16 protein-coding genes are annotated in these 16,330 nt (G+C 51.5%); 15 read left to right on the top strand and 1 reads right to left on the bottom strand.

Annotated elements, in window-relative coordinates; translation table 11 throughout:
* Positions 1-17: 17 nt before the first annotated feature.
* The 9 genes from WMW72_RS19645 to WMW72_RS19605 all read left to right on the top strand — a co-directional run bounded on the left by WMW72_RS19645 (position 18) and on the right by WMW72_RS19605 (position 9,604).
* The gene (locus tag WMW72_RS19645) at positions 18-1,469 is read left to right on the top strand and encodes a phosphodiester glycosidase family protein (protein WP_341417247.1); all 1,452 of its coding nucleotides are present in this window, start codon (positions 18-20) and stop codon (positions 1,467-1,469) included.
* 127 nt (positions 1,470-1,596) lie between these two features.
* Positions 1,597-2,502 carry an SDR family oxidoreductase gene (locus WMW72_RS19640; protein WP_341417400.1) on the top strand — a complete coding sequence of 302 codons (906 nt, stop codon included), beginning with the start codon at positions 1,597-1,599 and terminating at the stop codon, positions 2,500-2,502.
* Between the two features lie 88 nt (positions 2,503-2,590).
* Positions 2,591-3,289 carry a response regulator gene (locus WMW72_RS19635; RefSeq protein WP_341417399.1) on the top strand — a complete coding sequence of 233 codons (699 nt, stop codon included), beginning with the start codon at positions 2,591-2,593 and terminating at the stop codon, positions 3,287-3,289.
* A complete protein-coding gene (locus WMW72_RS19630; protein WP_341417246.1) occupies positions 3,276-4,430 on the top strand; it encodes a sensor histidine kinase in 1,155 nt (384 codons plus the stop codon). The genes WMW72_RS19635 and WMW72_RS19630 overlap by 14 nt, the downstream gene beginning before the upstream one ends.
* Positions 4,431-4,573: 143 nt before the next feature.
* Positions 4,574-5,386 carry a class I SAM-dependent methyltransferase gene (locus WMW72_RS19625; protein WP_341417245.1) on the top strand — a complete coding sequence of 271 codons (813 nt, stop codon included), beginning with the start codon at positions 4,574-4,576 and terminating at the stop codon, positions 5,384-5,386.
* A gap of 63 nt (positions 5,387-5,449) precedes the next feature.
* A complete protein-coding gene (locus tag WMW72_RS19620; RefSeq protein ID WP_341417244.1) occupies positions 5,450-6,127 on the top strand; it encodes a VOC family protein in 678 nt (225 codons plus the stop codon).
* A gap of 231 nt (positions 6,128-6,358) precedes the next feature.
* A complete protein-coding gene (locus WMW72_RS19615; RefSeq protein ID WP_341417243.1) occupies positions 6,359-7,318 on the top strand; it encodes a D-alanyl-D-alanine carboxypeptidase family protein in 960 nt (319 codons plus the stop codon).
* A 180-nt stretch (positions 7,319-7,498) separates the two neighbouring features.
* Positions 7,499-8,293: a lipid II flippase Amj family protein gene (locus WMW72_RS19610; RefSeq protein WP_341417242.1), complete on the top strand. Its 795-nt coding sequence runs from the start codon at positions 7,499-7,501 to the stop codon at positions 8,291-8,293.
* A gap of 141 nt (positions 8,294-8,434) precedes the next feature.
* The gene (locus tag WMW72_RS19605; protein ID WP_341417241.1) at positions 8,435-9,604 is read left to right on the top strand and encodes a HEAT repeat domain-containing protein; all 1,170 of its coding nucleotides are present in this window, start codon (positions 8,435-8,437) and stop codon (positions 9,602-9,604) included.
* An 81-nt stretch (positions 9,605-9,685) separates the two neighbouring features.
* On the opposite strand, the gene WMW72_RS19600 is transcribed toward WMW72_RS19605, so the two are convergent.
* Positions 9,686-10,573 carry an AraC family transcriptional regulator gene (locus WMW72_RS19600; protein ID WP_341417240.1) on the bottom strand — a complete coding sequence of 296 codons (888 nt, stop codon included), beginning with the start codon at positions 10,571-10,573 and terminating at the stop codon, positions 9,686-9,688.
* A gap of 158 nt (positions 10,574-10,731) precedes the next feature.
* Here WMW72_RS19600 and WMW72_RS19595 point away from each other — a divergent pair, with 158 nt between their 5' ends.
* From WMW72_RS19595 to WMW72_RS19570, 6 genes are all read left to right on the top strand, one after another.
* Positions 10,732-11,619 carry a DMT family transporter gene (locus WMW72_RS19595; RefSeq protein WP_341417239.1) on the top strand — a complete coding sequence of 296 codons (888 nt, stop codon included), beginning with the start codon at positions 10,732-10,734 and terminating at the stop codon, positions 11,617-11,619.
* Between the two features lie 673 nt (positions 11,620-12,292).
* Entirely contained in the window at positions 12,293-12,829 is a 537-nt protein-coding gene (locus WMW72_RS19590; RefSeq protein WP_341417238.1) for a hypothetical protein, read from the top strand.
* A gap of 262 nt (positions 12,830-13,091) precedes the next feature.
* A complete protein-coding gene (locus WMW72_RS19585) occupies positions 13,092-13,298 on the top strand; it encodes a hypothetical protein (RefSeq protein WP_341417237.1) in 207 nt (68 codons plus the stop codon).
* 64 nt (positions 13,299-13,362) lie between these two features.
* Positions 13,363-13,923, top strand: coding sequence for a DUF4303 domain-containing protein (locus tag WMW72_RS19580; RefSeq protein ID WP_341417236.1), 561 nt, complete (start codon positions 13,363-13,365; stop codon positions 13,921-13,923).
* Positions 13,924-14,013: 90 nt separating this feature from the next.
* Entirely contained in the window at positions 14,014-15,036 is a 1,023-nt protein-coding gene (locus WMW72_RS19575) for a hypothetical protein (RefSeq protein ID WP_341417235.1), read from the top strand.
* 48 nt (positions 15,037-15,084) lie between these two features.
* The gene (locus tag WMW72_RS19570) at positions 15,085-16,293 is read left to right on the top strand and encodes a hypothetical protein (protein ID WP_341417234.1); all 1,209 of its coding nucleotides are present in this window, start codon (positions 15,085-15,087) and stop codon (positions 16,291-16,293) included.
* The last annotated feature ends 37 nt before the right edge of the window (positions 16,294-16,330 follow it).

The raw sequence follows: 16,330 nt of genomic DNA, 5'->3' as shown, positions 1-16,330 counted from the left end.
AAGGAGTGGTAAACAACATGAGATATAGGCTGCGCAAGACTCGTACGCTACTAGTGATCGCTTTCCTGGCTTTGGCTTCGGTGGTTATAGCTCCCAGCGCGAAGGCGGCCCCTTCGGTTACCAGTACACCCGTCAAGGTGAGCGTCGGCGGCAAGTCGTTCACGGTTCAGACCGTGACGGTCGATGTCAAGGACCCGTCACTGGAGGTCGTTCCGGTGTTGGCTGAAGGCGGCATCGGTCATGACGAGCCGCTGTCGTCCATCGTGCAGCGCGAGCAGGCTTTGGCTGCCGTGAATGGAACCTTCTTCAATGCCTATGAGAAAAATAACTACATCCGATACCCGAATGGTGCTTTGCTGGCAGACGGAGAGCTGATCCATTCCGGTGACAATCAGATGCTGGTGATTGGCCCTGACAAGGTGCCGGATATCCGCAAGCTGTCTCTTGGTGTGGCCCTGAAGGTCGCACATGACAAGGATACGTATACCGTGCGTCCTTGGGGGGTCAATAAGTATTACGGGGAAGATAATCATGATCAGACGATCTGGTTTACGGATGATTTCGGCGGCTGGATCGGCTTCGACCGCGGGACGAAGATTGTCGTGGAAGCGGGCCGGATTACGCGCATTACCCCAGATGCCGTACCTGTCCCTGCAGGCGGCAACGTGCTGTTCCTGGGCGACAGCGCCAACAACCGGACGCATGTGCTGCCCCGTCTCCATGTAGGCGATTCGGTCATCGTGGAACAGCAGACATCTGGAGAAGGCGAAGACGTACAATCCGATGGCTGGCTGGCAGCGCTGGGCGCGGGCCCGAGACTCGTGACCGACGGGGCGGTAGATGTGGATTTTGACCGGGACGGCTTCGACGACCCGCGCATCACGCAGAGTGCGGCTGTGCGCAGCTTTGTCGGGGTTGACGGAGAGGGGCGCCTGGTGTTCGGCACGGTATCGACTGCGACGATCCGGGAGCTCGCCGGAGTGGCCGTGCAGCTCGGACTTACGAAAGCGATGAATCTGGACGGAGGAGCCAGCTCCGGCCTGTATGCGGATGGGAAGATGCTGACGGCGCCGGGCCGCAGCCTGAGCAATGCGCTGATCGTCCGCCGGACGGCCTCGCCCAAGGTGCAGATCGAGCTGCAGGGCAAGCTGCTGACAGACTTCAAGGGCCGCATCGTCCAAGAAACGACCCTGGTGCCGATCCGGCCGTTCATCACAGCGCTGAAGGCGGATTTTCAGTGGGATGCGGGAGCTCGGGAGGCTACTATCGCTTATGGGGGCATGATGCTGAAGCTGCGGGACGGGCAGACGGAGGCCCGGGTCAATGATAAGCAAGTGGCTCTGCCGGTACCGCTGTCGATTCTGGAGGACAGCCGAATGTATGTCCCGCTGCGGTTCGTCTCGGAAGCGCTGCATGGGAAGGTGGAGTGGAATCAGGAGCTGTACCGGGCCATCATCGATCTCCCTTAGGCCTTAGGCCTAGATGTTCCCAACACTCGAAATACGTCCCTGCGAATGACCGCAGGGCGTCTTTTTTTTACCCGATATGAGGTATAATAAGGAAAAAAAGGAGCGATGCGGAATGGCTGACGGGAAGATGAACGATCGGATCGTGATTATTACGGGTGCGAACTCGGGGATGGGGCTGGCGACCACGGTAGAGCTGGCGAAGCAGGGTGCGACGGTTGTTATGGCATGCCGGAGCGAGGAGCGGGGCAGGCAGGCGCTGCAGGAAGCTCAAGCCGCCAGCGGCAGCGACCGTCTGGAGCTGATGCTCTGCGATCTTGGGTCACTCTCAAGCATCCGCAGCTTCGCGGCGGAGTTCCATGCGAAGTATAAGCGGCTGGATGTGCTGATTAATAACGCCGGAGTGTTTGCAGTAAAGCGCGTCTTGACCAAAGATGGCTTCGAGTCCATGATAGGGGTCAACCATCTTGGCCATTTCCTGCTGACGCTCTTGCTGCTTCCTCTGCTGCTGAACGCGCCTCAGGGCAGAGTCGTGAACGTTTCCTCCGGCGCGTCCAAGGCGGGGCGCATTAACCTGGATGACCCGCATATGAGCCGTTCGTACGGCTTCTGGAAGGGTTATGCCCAGTCCAAGCTGGCGAATGTACTGTTCACCCGGGAGCTGGCCCGGCGCCTGTCCGGTACGCGGGTCACGGTCAATTGCCTGCATCCCGGCGCTGTCGCTACCAATATCGGAGTCGACCGGGGTACTGGTTTCGGGCGGAATCTGATCAAGATGGTCAAGCCGTTTTTTCTAACGGCGGAGCAAGGGGCCGACACAATCGTATACCTGGCTTCGAGCGACGAGGTTGCCCAGGCAAGCGGGGAATATTATTACAAGCGCCGGATCGCGTCCAATACGGAGTTATCCCGCGACGAGGAACTGGCACGCCGGTTCTGGGCATGGAGCGAGGAGCAGGTAGGACAGACCTATGAATGGGAGCCGGTGCACAGCGGCATAGACGACGGTAACGGGTCCGGCAGCGCGAAATTGTAACGATTTCGTAAGCTTTTTGAGAGAAAGAAGCAAAGGTTGTCGGGTATGATGAATCATGAGGATTAAGCAAGGATAAGGGATGATGAAGATGCAGCGCAATGTGCTGATTGCCGACGACGACCCGAAAATTGCGGAGCTGGTCGGCATTTATTTGCGAAATGAAGGCTATGGCGTCTATGTGGCTGCCGACGGTATCGAGGCGCTTCAGGTCATGGACGAGGAAACGATCGATCTCGTTGTCCTCGATGTGATGATGCCCAGGCTGGACGGCATCCAGACCTGTATACGTATCCGGGAGACGCGCACGGTTCCGATTCTGATGCTGAGCGCCAAGGACGGGGATCTGGACAAAATATCAGGCTTGATGACAGGTGCGGACGACTATATGGTTAAGCCGTTTAATCCGTTGGAGCTGTTGGCGCGGGTAAAGTCGCTGTTTCGGCGTCTAAGCTTTGCCGCCAAGGAACGCCTGCAGGAGCAGGGAGAGACGATCGTCATCGAAAGTCTGCGGATCGACACGGCCAACTATTCGGTGACGGTGGACGGCCGTCCGGTTAAGCTGACGCCGATCGAATTCGGAATTCTGAAGCTGCTGGCATCCCATCCGGGCCGTGTGTTCAGCTCCGAGGATATTTTCGAGAAGATCTGGAAGGAAAAGTATATGGAATCCAGCAATTCGGTCACGGTGCATATGAGCCGACTGCGGGATAAGCTCGAGAAGGAGATGGACGGCGAAAAGCTGATCCAGACGGTATGGGGGGTCGGCTATAAAATTGAACTTGCCTAACCGCTGGCCCCAAACGATCGTTTATAGCTTGATTACAGCAGCAATGGGGCTGTTGGCCATCTATGTGCTGGCGAAATTTTTGTGGATGTCTGAATTGTCGTCCATAGACCTGAACAACCTGATTCGCTGGGTGAGCCGGTATATCGGGTATCCCGATGTATATTGGCTGGTCGGCGCAGTGCTGCTGCTGTTATCCTTCGTGTATTTCAATCACAGAGCCCAACAGGTCCGTCATCAGCAATATTTGGCCCATATTATTGCTGGGGCCGGCGAGATGGCTTCCGGCATGCCGCGCCGCCGTCTCCCGGTACACGCGGTCGGTTCGCTCGGCCAACTCGCGGATGCCGTCAACAGGGTGATCGAACGTATGGAAACGCTGGCCCGCGAGGAGAAGCAGGCTGAGCTGACGAAGAATGAGCTGATCACCAATGTCTCGCATGATCTGCGCACACCGCTCACCTCCGTGCTCGGGTACTTGAGTCTGATCGAGCAGGACCGTTACCGGGATGAAGTGGAGCTGCGATACTATACGAGTGCAGCCTATGAAGAGGCCATGCGGCTGCACCGGCTGGTCGAGGACTTATTCGAGTACACGAGGCTCCGTAATCAGGAGCTGCGCATCCATCCCGTGAAGATTGATGCGGCCGAGCTGCTGCGCCAGATGATGCCTCAATTCACCCTACCTCTGCGAGAAGCGAATGTGGAATTGAGACTATTCGCCCGGGATGTCCGTCTCCCGGTGAATGCCGATTCGGACAAGCTGCGCCGTGTGTTCGACAATGTCATTATGAACGGGATCAAGTACGGAAGCAGCGGACGCTATGTCGACGTCGCCTGCAGCGTGGAGCGCGGCTGGGCTGAGATCGTGGTGGCCAATTATGGGGAGCCGATCCCGCAGGCGGATCTTCCGCTGATATTTGACCGGTTTTACCGGGTGGAGCGCTCGCGTTCGCTGCATACGGGGGGATCGGGATTAGGTCTGGCGATCGCCAAGCAGATCATGGAGCTGCATGGCGGTACTATTCATGCCGAGAGCGATAGCCATCAGACACAGTTCGTGATTCGGCTGCCTTTGGCGGAGCCGGTACGGAGAGACGGTACTGAACATCAAGCATCAGCCCAGAGCGGTTCCTTTTCGTAAGGGGCCGCTTTTTTGCGCCTATGCACGGTTGGCGAAGTATGGCCAAACCATGTAGGGGTTATTCTGTTTACAGCAGGGAAAAACTGTGATACATTGATTATAGTTTCACTAAATGATATTAAGTTTCATATAATGAAACAAAAATGGTGTATAAGACTAGGAGGAGACATACCATGAATGAATTCATCAAGGAATCCGTACAGAAGCAATTTTCCAAAAATCCTGAGAATTACGTGAAAAATGCCTGGCATGCAAAGGGTGATGATTTGGCATTTCTGGTTGCTTCATCAGAGGTAGAAGGAAGCATGACGGTTCTGGACATCGCGACGGGCGGCGGGCATGTAGCCAATGCGCTGGCTCCTCTTGCTGCCCAGGTGACAGCTTATGATTTGACTCGAGATATGCTTCAAGCCGCGGAGAACTTTATACGGGGCAATGGCCATGATAATGTCGTCTTCACCGAAGGAGATGCCGAGCAGCTCCCATTCGCGGACGAGACCTTCGACCGGGTGACCTGCCGGATTGCGGCGCATCACTTTCCCGATGTTCCCAAGTTTGTCTCCGAAGCCTTCCGTGTCCTGAAGCCGGGAGGCAAGCTGCTGCTGATCGATAATGTTGCGCCTGAAGCGGATGAGCTGGATATCTTTTATAACGACGTGGAAAAGCTAAGAGATCCGAGTCATGTCCGCGCCTGGAAAAAATCCGAATGGATCCGAGTGCTTGAACTCTCCGGCTTGAGGATCGAGCTCGTGAAACGGTTCCGCAAAGCGTTTCAGTTCCAAAGCTGGTGCCAGCGTGGCGGAGTTTCCCCAGAGGACACCGCTCTGCTGGAGACGAAGCTGCTGCAGACGTCACCGGACGTGTATCGCTTTTTCTCTATAGAGACCGATGAATCAGGCTCGCTTGTGAGCTTTGCCGGCGAATCGGTATACATTCAGGCGGTTAAGCTTCCTTAAAGCCTATGGATTGAGCTTGGAAAGTGGATTCGCTCAGATAACCAACGGAAAGGATGATCCTCAATGAAAATCAAGGAGATTGTGCTCGGCACGAACCAGTTGGATGCCATTCAAGCTTTTTACGTCAATCGGCTGGGGTTAGAGGTGGCGGAACGGGGCCACGGGCAGCTTTCGCTGCGTGCGGGGGAAACGATTCTCTCCTTTCATGAGATAGAAGCGTCGGCAGCTCCGTTCTACCATATCGCTTTTACGATCCCGACCAATCAATTGTCTGAGGCCAAGCGGTGGGCAGTCGGGAGAGGGATCACCTTATTTTCCAATCCAGAAGGCCAAGATGAGTTTTCTTTCCCAGCCTGGGATGCTACGGCTGTATACTTCCACGATCCGGATGGGAATCTGATCGAATTTATCGCTCACCATTCCTTGGATACGGCAACGGAAGAGCCCTTTGATACCGGGCATTTGCTTCGTATCAGTGAAATTGGGCTCCCCGTCCGTGAGGTGCCGGGTGCCGCTGCGGACATTCAGGAGGCATTTGGTTTTCAGCGCTGGGGCGGGGACGGGCAGCAATTTGCCCCGATCGGCGACGCAGAGGGGTTATTTATTGTCGTGAAACATACGCGTTCTTGGTTTCCAGATGGGTCAATTCCCGTAATAGCCAGAACGAGGGTGACCGTCGAGGGTGGAAAGTCCGGACAGCTCCGCCTGGAGGATGGACGTTACGAGCTCATCTCAGTATAAGCAGGGATGGCCGGCTCGAAGGGTCTGTCCGGTCCAAAGCAGGAGGAAGCAGGAAGGCATAGGAGAAAGCAGGAAGGCATAGGAGAAAGCAGGCGCAAGTTGCGTCTGCTTTTTTTGTCGCTCTAGAGTGGCTCTGTTAGAAATTCGTAATTATTTCTTAGCGGATTATACAGATTTGGCCGTCATACTGGAGGAAGTATGCAAAACCCAAGAAGGAAGGGATGAGGACAGATGTCGCTCAAGAGAGTCCATGTGGCCGTGCTGGCCTTATTCGGAATCGTTCTGGCTGTATGCTGGCAGCATGCAGACCAGATCAGGCCATATGCCGTATCGGTTTGGGAGGCAGCTCGCCAGACAGCTAATCCGCTTTCCGGTCCTCAGATCAAAGGACAGGCCGGGCTGGTCATCAACGCAGGTACAGGTGAAACGCTGTATGCCAAGCATGAAAACGAACGTATGTATCCGGCAAGTACGACCAAGATACTGACGGCGCTGATCGCCCTGGAGCAGGCCAAGCCAGATGAGCCGGTCGTGGTCGGCGATGAGGTGAATCTGCGCGAACCGGACGAAGCTAGCGCAGGCTTGCGGGCAGGCCAGCGGCTGACGATGCGGGACCTGCTGGCGGCTATGCTGCTGCCTTCCGGCAATGATGCTGCGCGCACGATAGCCGTGTTTGTGGGCCGTAAAGCCTGCGGCAGCAAGCAGACTTCCGCCCAGGCGCTGGACTGCTTCGCGGGATTGATGAATAGCAAGGCCGCGAAGCTTGGGGCCAAGCATTCGCATTTCGTCAATCCGAATGGCCTGCATGATCCCCAGCATTATTCCACAGCCCGGGACTTGGCCATCATCGCCCGGAAGGCGATGGAAATGGACGAATTTCGGCAGATCGTAGCGGTGAACGAGTATAAGGCCACTGTCGGTGCTTCCGGCAAGACCGTCATGACGGCGGCGGGCGGGGGCGGACAGACATTCCGGTACGCCAACCGCAATCTGCTGCTGCAGGCGGATAGCGGCTTTTATATGCAAGGGGTCAACGGCATCAAAACAGGGTTTACCGATCAAGCGGGATATTGTCTGGTCGCATCCGCCAGACAAGGGAGGGAAGAGATTATTTCCGTGGTTCTGCATTCGACCCAGACCGAGGTGTGGACGGATTCCAAATCGCTGCTTGAGTACGGTTTGGGATTCTGAGAAACTTGAGGAGAAGCGATTTACAATTTGATCCAACTTGGAGTATAGTGGCTGTAGAGGCGGGATTAGCACGTAATGAAGGCAGGTCACAGGTGCTGCCGGACCTTAGGATGGAGCGGATACCGCAGCTATCCTGCCGATCCCAAGCCCACGAAAGCTTGAAGCTTGGAGGGACGTGTTGTGCTCGATACACTGCTTATGGTGTGCCTGTTGACCTTGGCGATTCATACGGCGGAGACGTTGTCCTATGCCATTCGTCTGGCAGGGGTCCGGGCAGGCAAGCTGGCGGTGGCTTTGTCACTGACCGGCATCGTCGTGCTGGTGTCCCGCACGGCGAATATGATCCAGGCTCCGTTGACGGCCAATTTGATCGACCAGGCCAAGCAGGACGCCGCCTTCCCACTGGACCTGTATTTCCGCTATATTCTGGGCGCCTCGTCCGTCGGGACGCTGCTTGCGATTCTGCTGTTCCCCACGTTCGTCTTTCTCTTCGCCCGGGTGATCGTCCATCTGGAAATCGAGGGCTCGATCCCGCGGCTCATCACGAGCGTGACGGTGGACAAGCTGAAGCATGCGGCGCATCATGTCCGCAAGCCCAGGCTGGCTATGCTGCATAGTCTGCGTTACTACGGCATTCCCAAGCGACTGCTGCTGATCAACATGGTCGTGACGTCCGTCTATACAGTCGGCGTGCTGTCGGCGCTATATGCGGCATATCTCGTACCGGCGGTTAGCCTGACGGCTTCCCAATCTTCGGGACTGATCAATGGCGTGGCGACGATTCTGCTGACCATCTTCGTGGATCCGAGGCTCGCCCTGATCACGGATAAGGCTATCGCAAGACCGGAGGAACGGGGGAAGCTGGGCAGAATTTTCGGTATGCTGATGATTTCCAGGCTTGCCGGTACGCTGCTGGCTCAGGTCATCTTTATTCCCGCGGCTTACTGGGTTAGCACGGTGGCACAATGGCTGTAGATCCAGAAAACCGGGTAGCAGGAAGCCGTACCAGCCGCGCAGCGAAAACTATATTTTTCAAGTCCAGCCGAATAAGGTATACTAGGCTATGTCTTGTCCATATCTTTTATATCCTTGTCCACCTTGGGGGTTGAACCGTTCATGAATCAAACAGCGGATTACGGCGCTATGGGTCGCCACTATTTGCAAGCGGAATCATATGGCATCGCGGCTTTTTGCCTGTACCGCGCGATTTTGGAGAATAAGAGCAATGAGAATGCCTGGAACGGATTGATCCTGGCGCTGACCTTCATGCGCAAGGAGTACGACGTGCAGACGATGCTGGCCCGATTTGCCTTGCAGCCGGAGCTGAGCTACGATTCCGACTTGATTACTTTCGCCATGATGATGTGGCAGCATAATCCGAGGGCGTTGGGCGAATGGGTGCATGCGGTTTCCCAGTTGAAGGACGTCGGTTCCCATCAGGAGATGCTGAGGGAGCTTCATGCCGATCTGAGCAAAGCCTATGAGGCGCTGGTAGCCGAGCATGGGGAAGAGCTGCTGGCCGAGCGCGGCATGGCCTCGCTGCAGGAATATGCGGGACGCCGTATCGAGCTGGATTGGATTCATGAAGCGGGCTCTGTCGATACCATCTATGAGAACGCCCAGGAATGGATCACAGACCCGGATCATGCGCTGTCTTGTGTTCGCTTGCTTTGTATGCTGCCGGATCTCCGCAGCGAGAAGCTGCTTCGCCGGGTATGCCGCAACGAGGAGCTGGACAGCAAGGTGCGGACTCATGCTCTGCTCGCGCTACGCTGGCTGGGAATTCGCGGCAATGCCAAGTTCAACAACTTCGGCGAGTCGTTCGTCATCGATCTGGACAACCCGCAGCCGGAGCTGACGGTATCCGTACCGGCCGTATTCAAGCCGGCGCTGAACCGGATGCTGCTCTGGGTAGCCAAGGAGCAGGGTCATCTGACGGCTGAGGAGTATGAAGCCTGGGCGTCCAATGACGAGCCTGAATTCCCTGAGGATATCGCGGAGAAGGTCAAGCAGGGCGAGATGCCATCGCTGCTGCAGGAAGTCATCCATACGCTGATTCGTGCGGCGTACGATAAATATTATCCGCTGGTTCCTACGGTCAAAGGCACGAGAGACTGGGCCGCAGGCTTCCTGATGCTGGCCAAGGATTATGCGATCGGCGTCGGCATGGGCTGGCCGCTGAGCGAGCCTGAACAGCATGAGCAGGCGGTGCTGCACCGGAATTGGCTGCTGAGCGGCTCCCCGGATTTCTACGAAGTGCTGCAGCCGGCGGAGCAACAAGCTTAACGCTGATGCATGCCAAATTAAACAGCCTCTCTATCGCCTTCGGGCGGTGGAGGGGCTGTTTGGGTTGGACTTATCGAACGGTTAAGGAGTAGTGGGCAATCTGCGATATTCCTTGGGAGTTTGTTGATGATGTTTTTTAAAGGACTGAATGAAATGATTGACATGATTGAAACCGACCATGCGGGCTATTTCGGATATTGTATGTTCTGTATCCCTTAACAATTCAGTGCTTTTTTTAATTCGATATTTAATCAAATAGTCATAAGGAGTCGTATGAAGTGTTTTCTTAAAGCTCCGACCACACTCAGAGATACTCAGATGTGCGACTTCTGCAATTTCTTGTAGAGATAGGATATTTGCGTAGTTCTGATGGATATAACTTAGCATCAATTGAATTCTCTCTTGCTGTTGTTTCAAGTATTTAGGTGATTCCTCCGAAGAAAGAGTAATATTGGATATCATCGTAAACCACAACTGTGCCGTTTTAATGGAGACCTCATATTCCCATCCCCAGTATGATTTCATTTCAAATTTCTTTTTCAACTCCCAAAGAATTTCTAATATTTGACGTTGCCATTCTACCTCCTCTCTAATTACTAGAGACAAAAATAATGAATGGGTAAAGGGAAATACATAATTTTTTTCCATATTGCTATCCGAATAAAAACCTATTGCTTTTTCGGGAAAATTGAAGCTGACATATTGACTGTTAGGCTTAACTTTTGAAGTAATATGCAATACTCCCTTGTTCATAAATATGGCTTGTCCCGATTCTAATTCATAATCCATACCATTTACTTGCATGACGATTTTTCCTTCAGTAACCAAAGTGAATTGAAGTTCTTCATGCCAATGTAATTCGTTGAATCCTCTCCCCGTTGGAGTAACGCCGAGAGGAGTAATGGTGTACATAGCGTATGGAAATGACATATCAGGATAACGGTTTTTCTCATGCAATGTATTTTCCAATATAAGGTTCATTCCTTTATATGACGATATTTCTATAAAAATGAAGGATATTATTGCACATTTTCATGAAACTTGATGATATTATTATATACTGTTAGTGGTTCCGAAGATACAAGTTTCACTGAGAGATGACAAAATAAATAAGGAGTATTCGATTCATGAAATTAATTAAACCGTTCCTGACGATTCATCCGTATATGTTACTTTCAATCAGTATTCTCGCCGTTGCCGTCTCTTCCATCATGATAAAATCTTCAGATACTCCTCCTTCTGTTGCAGGGATGTATAGGTTATATATAACCGTGCTAATTATGCTGCCTTTTGTGTCTTGGAAAACCCTCAAATCATTGAAAATGACTAAAAAAGAGTGGGGCATCATCTTTATAGCCGGGATTTTTCTGGGGTTGCATTTTTTATTTTGGATGGAATCGTTATCGTATACATCGGTAGCCAGTTCTATGGTTATCTTGACCTTGCAGCCTTTATTCGTCATGATCGGCTCATACTTTCTGTTTAAAGAACGGGTTACCATACTCATGATTCTTTGTATGATAGCAGCCGTGGTTGGTTCACTTATTATAGCTTGGGGAGACATTGGAATTTCGAAAGAGGCGTTAATCGGTGATATGCTGTCATTATTAGGAACCATCGCAATATCCGCATATATGCTGGCCGGACAAAAAGTGAGCCATAAAATATCAGCTAATTTATACAGTGTTATGGTTTTCTTTCTCGGTGGGAGCGTCATGCTAGTATACAGTTTAATCCATCATTTCTCTCTGACAGATTATGATCTTAAGGATTGGTCCTATTTCTTACTACTTGCTGTGATTCCAACAATATTTGGGCATTTTATTTTTAACATGTTGCTCAAATCTATCGGGGCGACTACTGTTTCTGTCGGTGTCATCGGGGAGCCTGTTCTTGCCATCATTCTTGCGTATATCATCTTGGGAGAATCAATCTCTTTATCTCAATTCATTGGAGGAATGTTCACCATTGCCGGAATGGGGATGTACTTCTGGATAAAGTCGAAATATATTTAACAGGGTGGAAGCTTTATTCGTGCCCGAATGCTGCTTTTTCCTTGCGGCTGACCGGCCGGTACGGCATCGGACTGATTGTCATCGGCAACAGCACGGGCTCGTGCGAGACCGTGCTGTTCGTGGTGAGAATCATCCAAGCGTTGTAGTCCGAGGGCGGGCAGTGTATAAATAAGCGCGCAATCCAGGAAGGGCGTCTCGGCGAGATGCCCTTTTTGAACCATTACAGCTCATCTTCCGCGACGATTCCGTTACCTTCAAAGAATAAAACTATACGGTATGTTCGACTCGCAAATCATGCATACATTCAGGTGAGAGATATGAAGGCGGGCTGGTATAAGAGGATTCGTTTTCAAACCTCCCTCCAACGGTGCTACTGAAAAGTGAGAGAGCGAAACCCATACCTCATGTCACGGCAATAATGTTGTAGCGAATGCGAAATAGTTCAAAAGAGGGTGTCTCAAGTCCTAAGATGACGAGACACCCTCTTTTATTATTGGAGAATGAATCACGTATATTTCCAGAATTCAGGTAAAAAGTGGGTGGATTCAGTACGACAGATCTTTATAATGGAAATAAGGTATATCGTATATAGGGCCAATAGATGGGTAGTGAGCATACAGCATCCTTAGTTTTAGGAGGTTATCTTGTGGGAAGATCATTCGCAAATTTACATATGAAGTCGAAAAACCTGGAGAAGACTATCGATGCACTAAGAGAGCTAAGTGAAGGGCATGCGAAAGTATTAGGTAGACATGAGGCTCAAGAGAGCAAAGTTGTCATGTATGTAAGTAAAAGCAACGAGAAATGGATCAGCGTGCTCCATGATTATTTGGTATGGGGTACGGTGAAGAAGATCGGCAAAACATTGTCCGGGCTTATCGGAGAGCCAATAATGACCGCCGGGTATATGAATGAGGAAATATTCGAATTGTCGATTTTTGCTGACGGAGAGATTCAAGCCGAAAGAATCTTTTGCGGACCGTGGACGAGGGATGAATATGAGCTCAAAGAGGAATGTCTTAATGATGATTACCTGGTAGAAGCGTTGGATATCAATAAGGACGATCTTGACAATCTTTTAAGGATAACTAGCCCAGAACAAGCCGTAGATAAGCTGTCGGAGCTCGTAGGAATGTCTCTATGGAGCGATTCGGAGTGGATCCCTTACGAAGAAACGTTAAAAAATCGATTTGTGAAATATGAATTTTAAAGAGGATCCAGGCCAATCCATTTTCGTATACTATTTTGTTTGAAATTTGTCCAAGGAGGCATAAATGAAGCTAGATTTCTCATTAGATACACATGGAACGTGCGTCGGTCAATTGAGAGATGAACTGTTGCCGTTAGAGGAATTGGCAGAAGCATGGAAGTTTCCGTATGATATTCATTTTGTTGTCGGAGTCTGTTGCAAAATATAAAAGCACGCAGATAAGGAATCACAAGATCAATTATCGATCCGGGTAAAAAATTGGATGTTAGAAAACAATTGGCTGGATGGAAAGATCAATCGAGCAAGGACGCTACTTGCGCAGAATATGGGGCTTTACGAGGTCAGCCGACAATTGCAAATGCCATTAGAAGAACTTGAGTATATCCTTCTCCGCATGCATGACTATGAGCCAACGGAAGCTCATCCGGACAACATCGCAGCAGAAAAAGCTCCACCTTATCATTTGTAGATGCATATGGAGGGGGATCCATAGTGCTGAATCCGAAATTTAAAACGGAAAGGGGGCAATGGTTATGAATCCGACGCAAGAAATCGAGGCGCTGGCGGCAGAGATTGCGAGTGCGGCCAGGACGACTTTTCACGCTCTTTTTGAAAATGGCGAGAGTTACTATTACTGCACGCTATTTACTACTGAAGAGGGACATGCGCCGAGCATCTCTGCCTGGTCATGGGAGGCCTTGGAGAGGGAAGCGGCCAGGCAAGGAGACGAAAGCGATACGCCAGGATCAACGATTGCGGAGCTCATCAAGTGGTCCTATGCCGATTCGCCCTATTGTTGCTTCAGGGATGAGAACTTTGATAACGTTAAACAATTGTTTGAGGAGCTGCCTTCCCTTACAGAGCTTGAAGCTGACGAAAGGAATCGCGAGCTTGAGTTCAGGCTGAAGGCCATGGAACTGGCGATGAACATGCTTGATGAGGGAGGCTTATTTGCCTTGAATCAACCGCGAACGTCTGTATGCGTCCTTGTCGAAGTCATGCCGCCGGATGAGATGAATACCGAAATCGCCCTGCGTTTGAACCGAGCAGAGTCTCCGGCTATGCAAGCATGGCTGGCGGAAGCGGCGGAATAGGGGCATTCGCATTTAAGCCATGTAAGCTTGTCACGAATAACAAGCAGGGCGTTTTTGATTTTAGCTTTCGGGCAAATAGGAGGTTTGCGAATGCGCAAGCAATGGAAAAGAAAGATTCTGATCAATAATCCTGTTGCGCTTGACCCGGTACAGATCAAGCAGGATTTGCACGACGGTAACCAAGTAATTGTCCAGTTCTCCCACCCGGATTTTTATGGCTCTATCTTGGAGGAAGTCGATGAGCTTTGCGCGCGCTTGGATGAAAATTTCGGAGTACGTTTCTACGGGCATTATTCTCTCTCCTTTGATGGTCGCACGCTTTTGCGGATTCCCCATGTCAAAATGCTGCATCTCAATAGTCTCACCCAGGCACATAACACCGATACATTGGCTATGCTCGAACACTTGCACAGTTTGCACCTGGGCATATATGAGCTGGAGAATTCGGATATATTGGGAATAGACTCTCTGCGATCTCTAAGAAATTTATCGATTATTTCGGAAAAAAAGCTCCTCAACTTGCTATATGTTAAAGAGTTCTCTCATCTAGAACAATTACATGTTGGGGGTAAGGTGAAAAACCTGGATGCGGTAGGCCATCTGCAAGACTTGAATTACCTCGCGCTGCATTCGATTAGCAAATTACCCTTGCATTTTGTTAACCAATTGAACAAATTGAAGCACCTTCGCATTCTTCTTGGAGGCCGAGAACATATTCAGGAAATCGAAGAGAATGAAATCGACGACCTGGAGATCGTTAGGGTCCGTGGTTTCCATGACCTGAGCAATATTACAGCATTTAAAGCGCTAACGAGGCTCGCGATCGAGGATCAAATTCAACTGCAAGAAATCGGATTTGACCGGGAGATGAACGCGCTGGAGGAGCTATCTATTTTTAATTGTAAAGGCTTGACTCGTTTGTTGAACATGGAGCAGTTGCCTGCGCTGCGTAAGCTCCGCATTTTTAAAACAGCCATCGATTTTGATTCCTTTATCCATCAAAAGCTTCCAAGTGCATTAACCGAATTTGAATTCGCCACCTCCAAAAGCAAACTAGATCAAGAAATACAAGAATCCTTATTCAAGCTGGGTTTTCAAAAATGGAGCATTTGATATAGCTTCATGCATTTAACAAAATGACCTGATAGGGGGAGGACAGAAATGTCACAAGATAACCAGGCTCGTCCTTCTGCTGGTTCCGTTAGAGAAGCTGGTCGTTATCCCATCGATCTGACAGGACCTCGCAGCCACACGCTTGTCATTCAGCCCGGTGTGGGCAGTCTATCTATTGGACCATCGTCATTGGGGAAAAAGGCGGACCTTCACGTCGCGCCAGACGCGCGCATCGATTGGAACGTATTCGATATCTTTGCTACGCCGGCAGGTTCGCCCTGGCCGCGATTTCTATATTATTCAGGCAGTGACGCGGGCTTCTTGGACTGGGCACAGAAACGTCCCATTGAAGAGATGACTTGGTCTCCGGTCCTGTCTGCCGATACGGTGGTTGACGCCAGCCAGTCCATTGTGTATGGCTTGCATATCGAGCTAGGCCAGCCCGGAGGGCGCCTGAGCCTGAGGCTTCCGAAGGGACATTCCCGCCTGAACGTGTCCGGCGATCTATCACGCTTCTTGGCCACTGGCGATATGCCGTCTTCTCTGACACTAGCGCCGCGCACCAGCCGACGCAAGAATGATCCTCCTTTCATGCTGCCTGAGCTCGGTGAATTGCACCAAGTGACGAGCCTGATGCTGCAAAACGCGCCGCTGGGACAGCCCATCTCGCTCGGCTGTCTAGACCGGTTTCCTAACCTTGACTCACTGAGTTTGTGGGGGAACTTCTGCGACCTGGACTCGTTGGCTTGTCATGCCCGGTTAACGAATCTGGAGCTGCGCTTCATGCCTGATTTGGCGGACTTGCCCTCCTTGGACACGTGGCCGTTGCTGGATAGATTTATTGCCTACAATGTGGAAGAGACGGTGGGCAAGCGCCTAAGGCAGCAAATGAAAGCACGCGCTCAAACCCGCCCGTGGACCGGTCATGCTTCAGTGAGCCAATTGCGAAAACCGGAGTGGTGGCTGACTGAATTTGGCCGACCTTTCTCGTCCTGGCCTAAACGTCTGGCCAAGCTGGCTAACGAAGCTTACAACGTGGCCCAGGCAAGCTTGGCCCAGGCCCGCAGCTTTGGCGACGCCGAGGCAGCCATTACCACTTTCACCGTGCGCTTCAATACCCTCAAAGGCATCGAAACTACCGAAAGAGAAGACCTTGGCGAAGCTGTATGGCAACTCAGCCAGTCCGATCATCTGATTGGTCAGCCTATAACGGAGGAGATGGCTCAATGCTGGTTCGATGCAGCTCGCGATTACTGATTGAAATGTGCTCATGAACGGGTACTGGAAACGGCAA

The sequence above is a fragment of the Paenibacillus filicis genome, assembly GCF_038070315.1.
Lineage (GTDB): Bacteria > Bacillota > Bacilli > Paenibacillales > NBRC-103111 > Paenibacillus_G > Paenibacillus_G filicis.
This window is presented reverse-complemented; position numbering and strand designations above follow the sequence as displayed.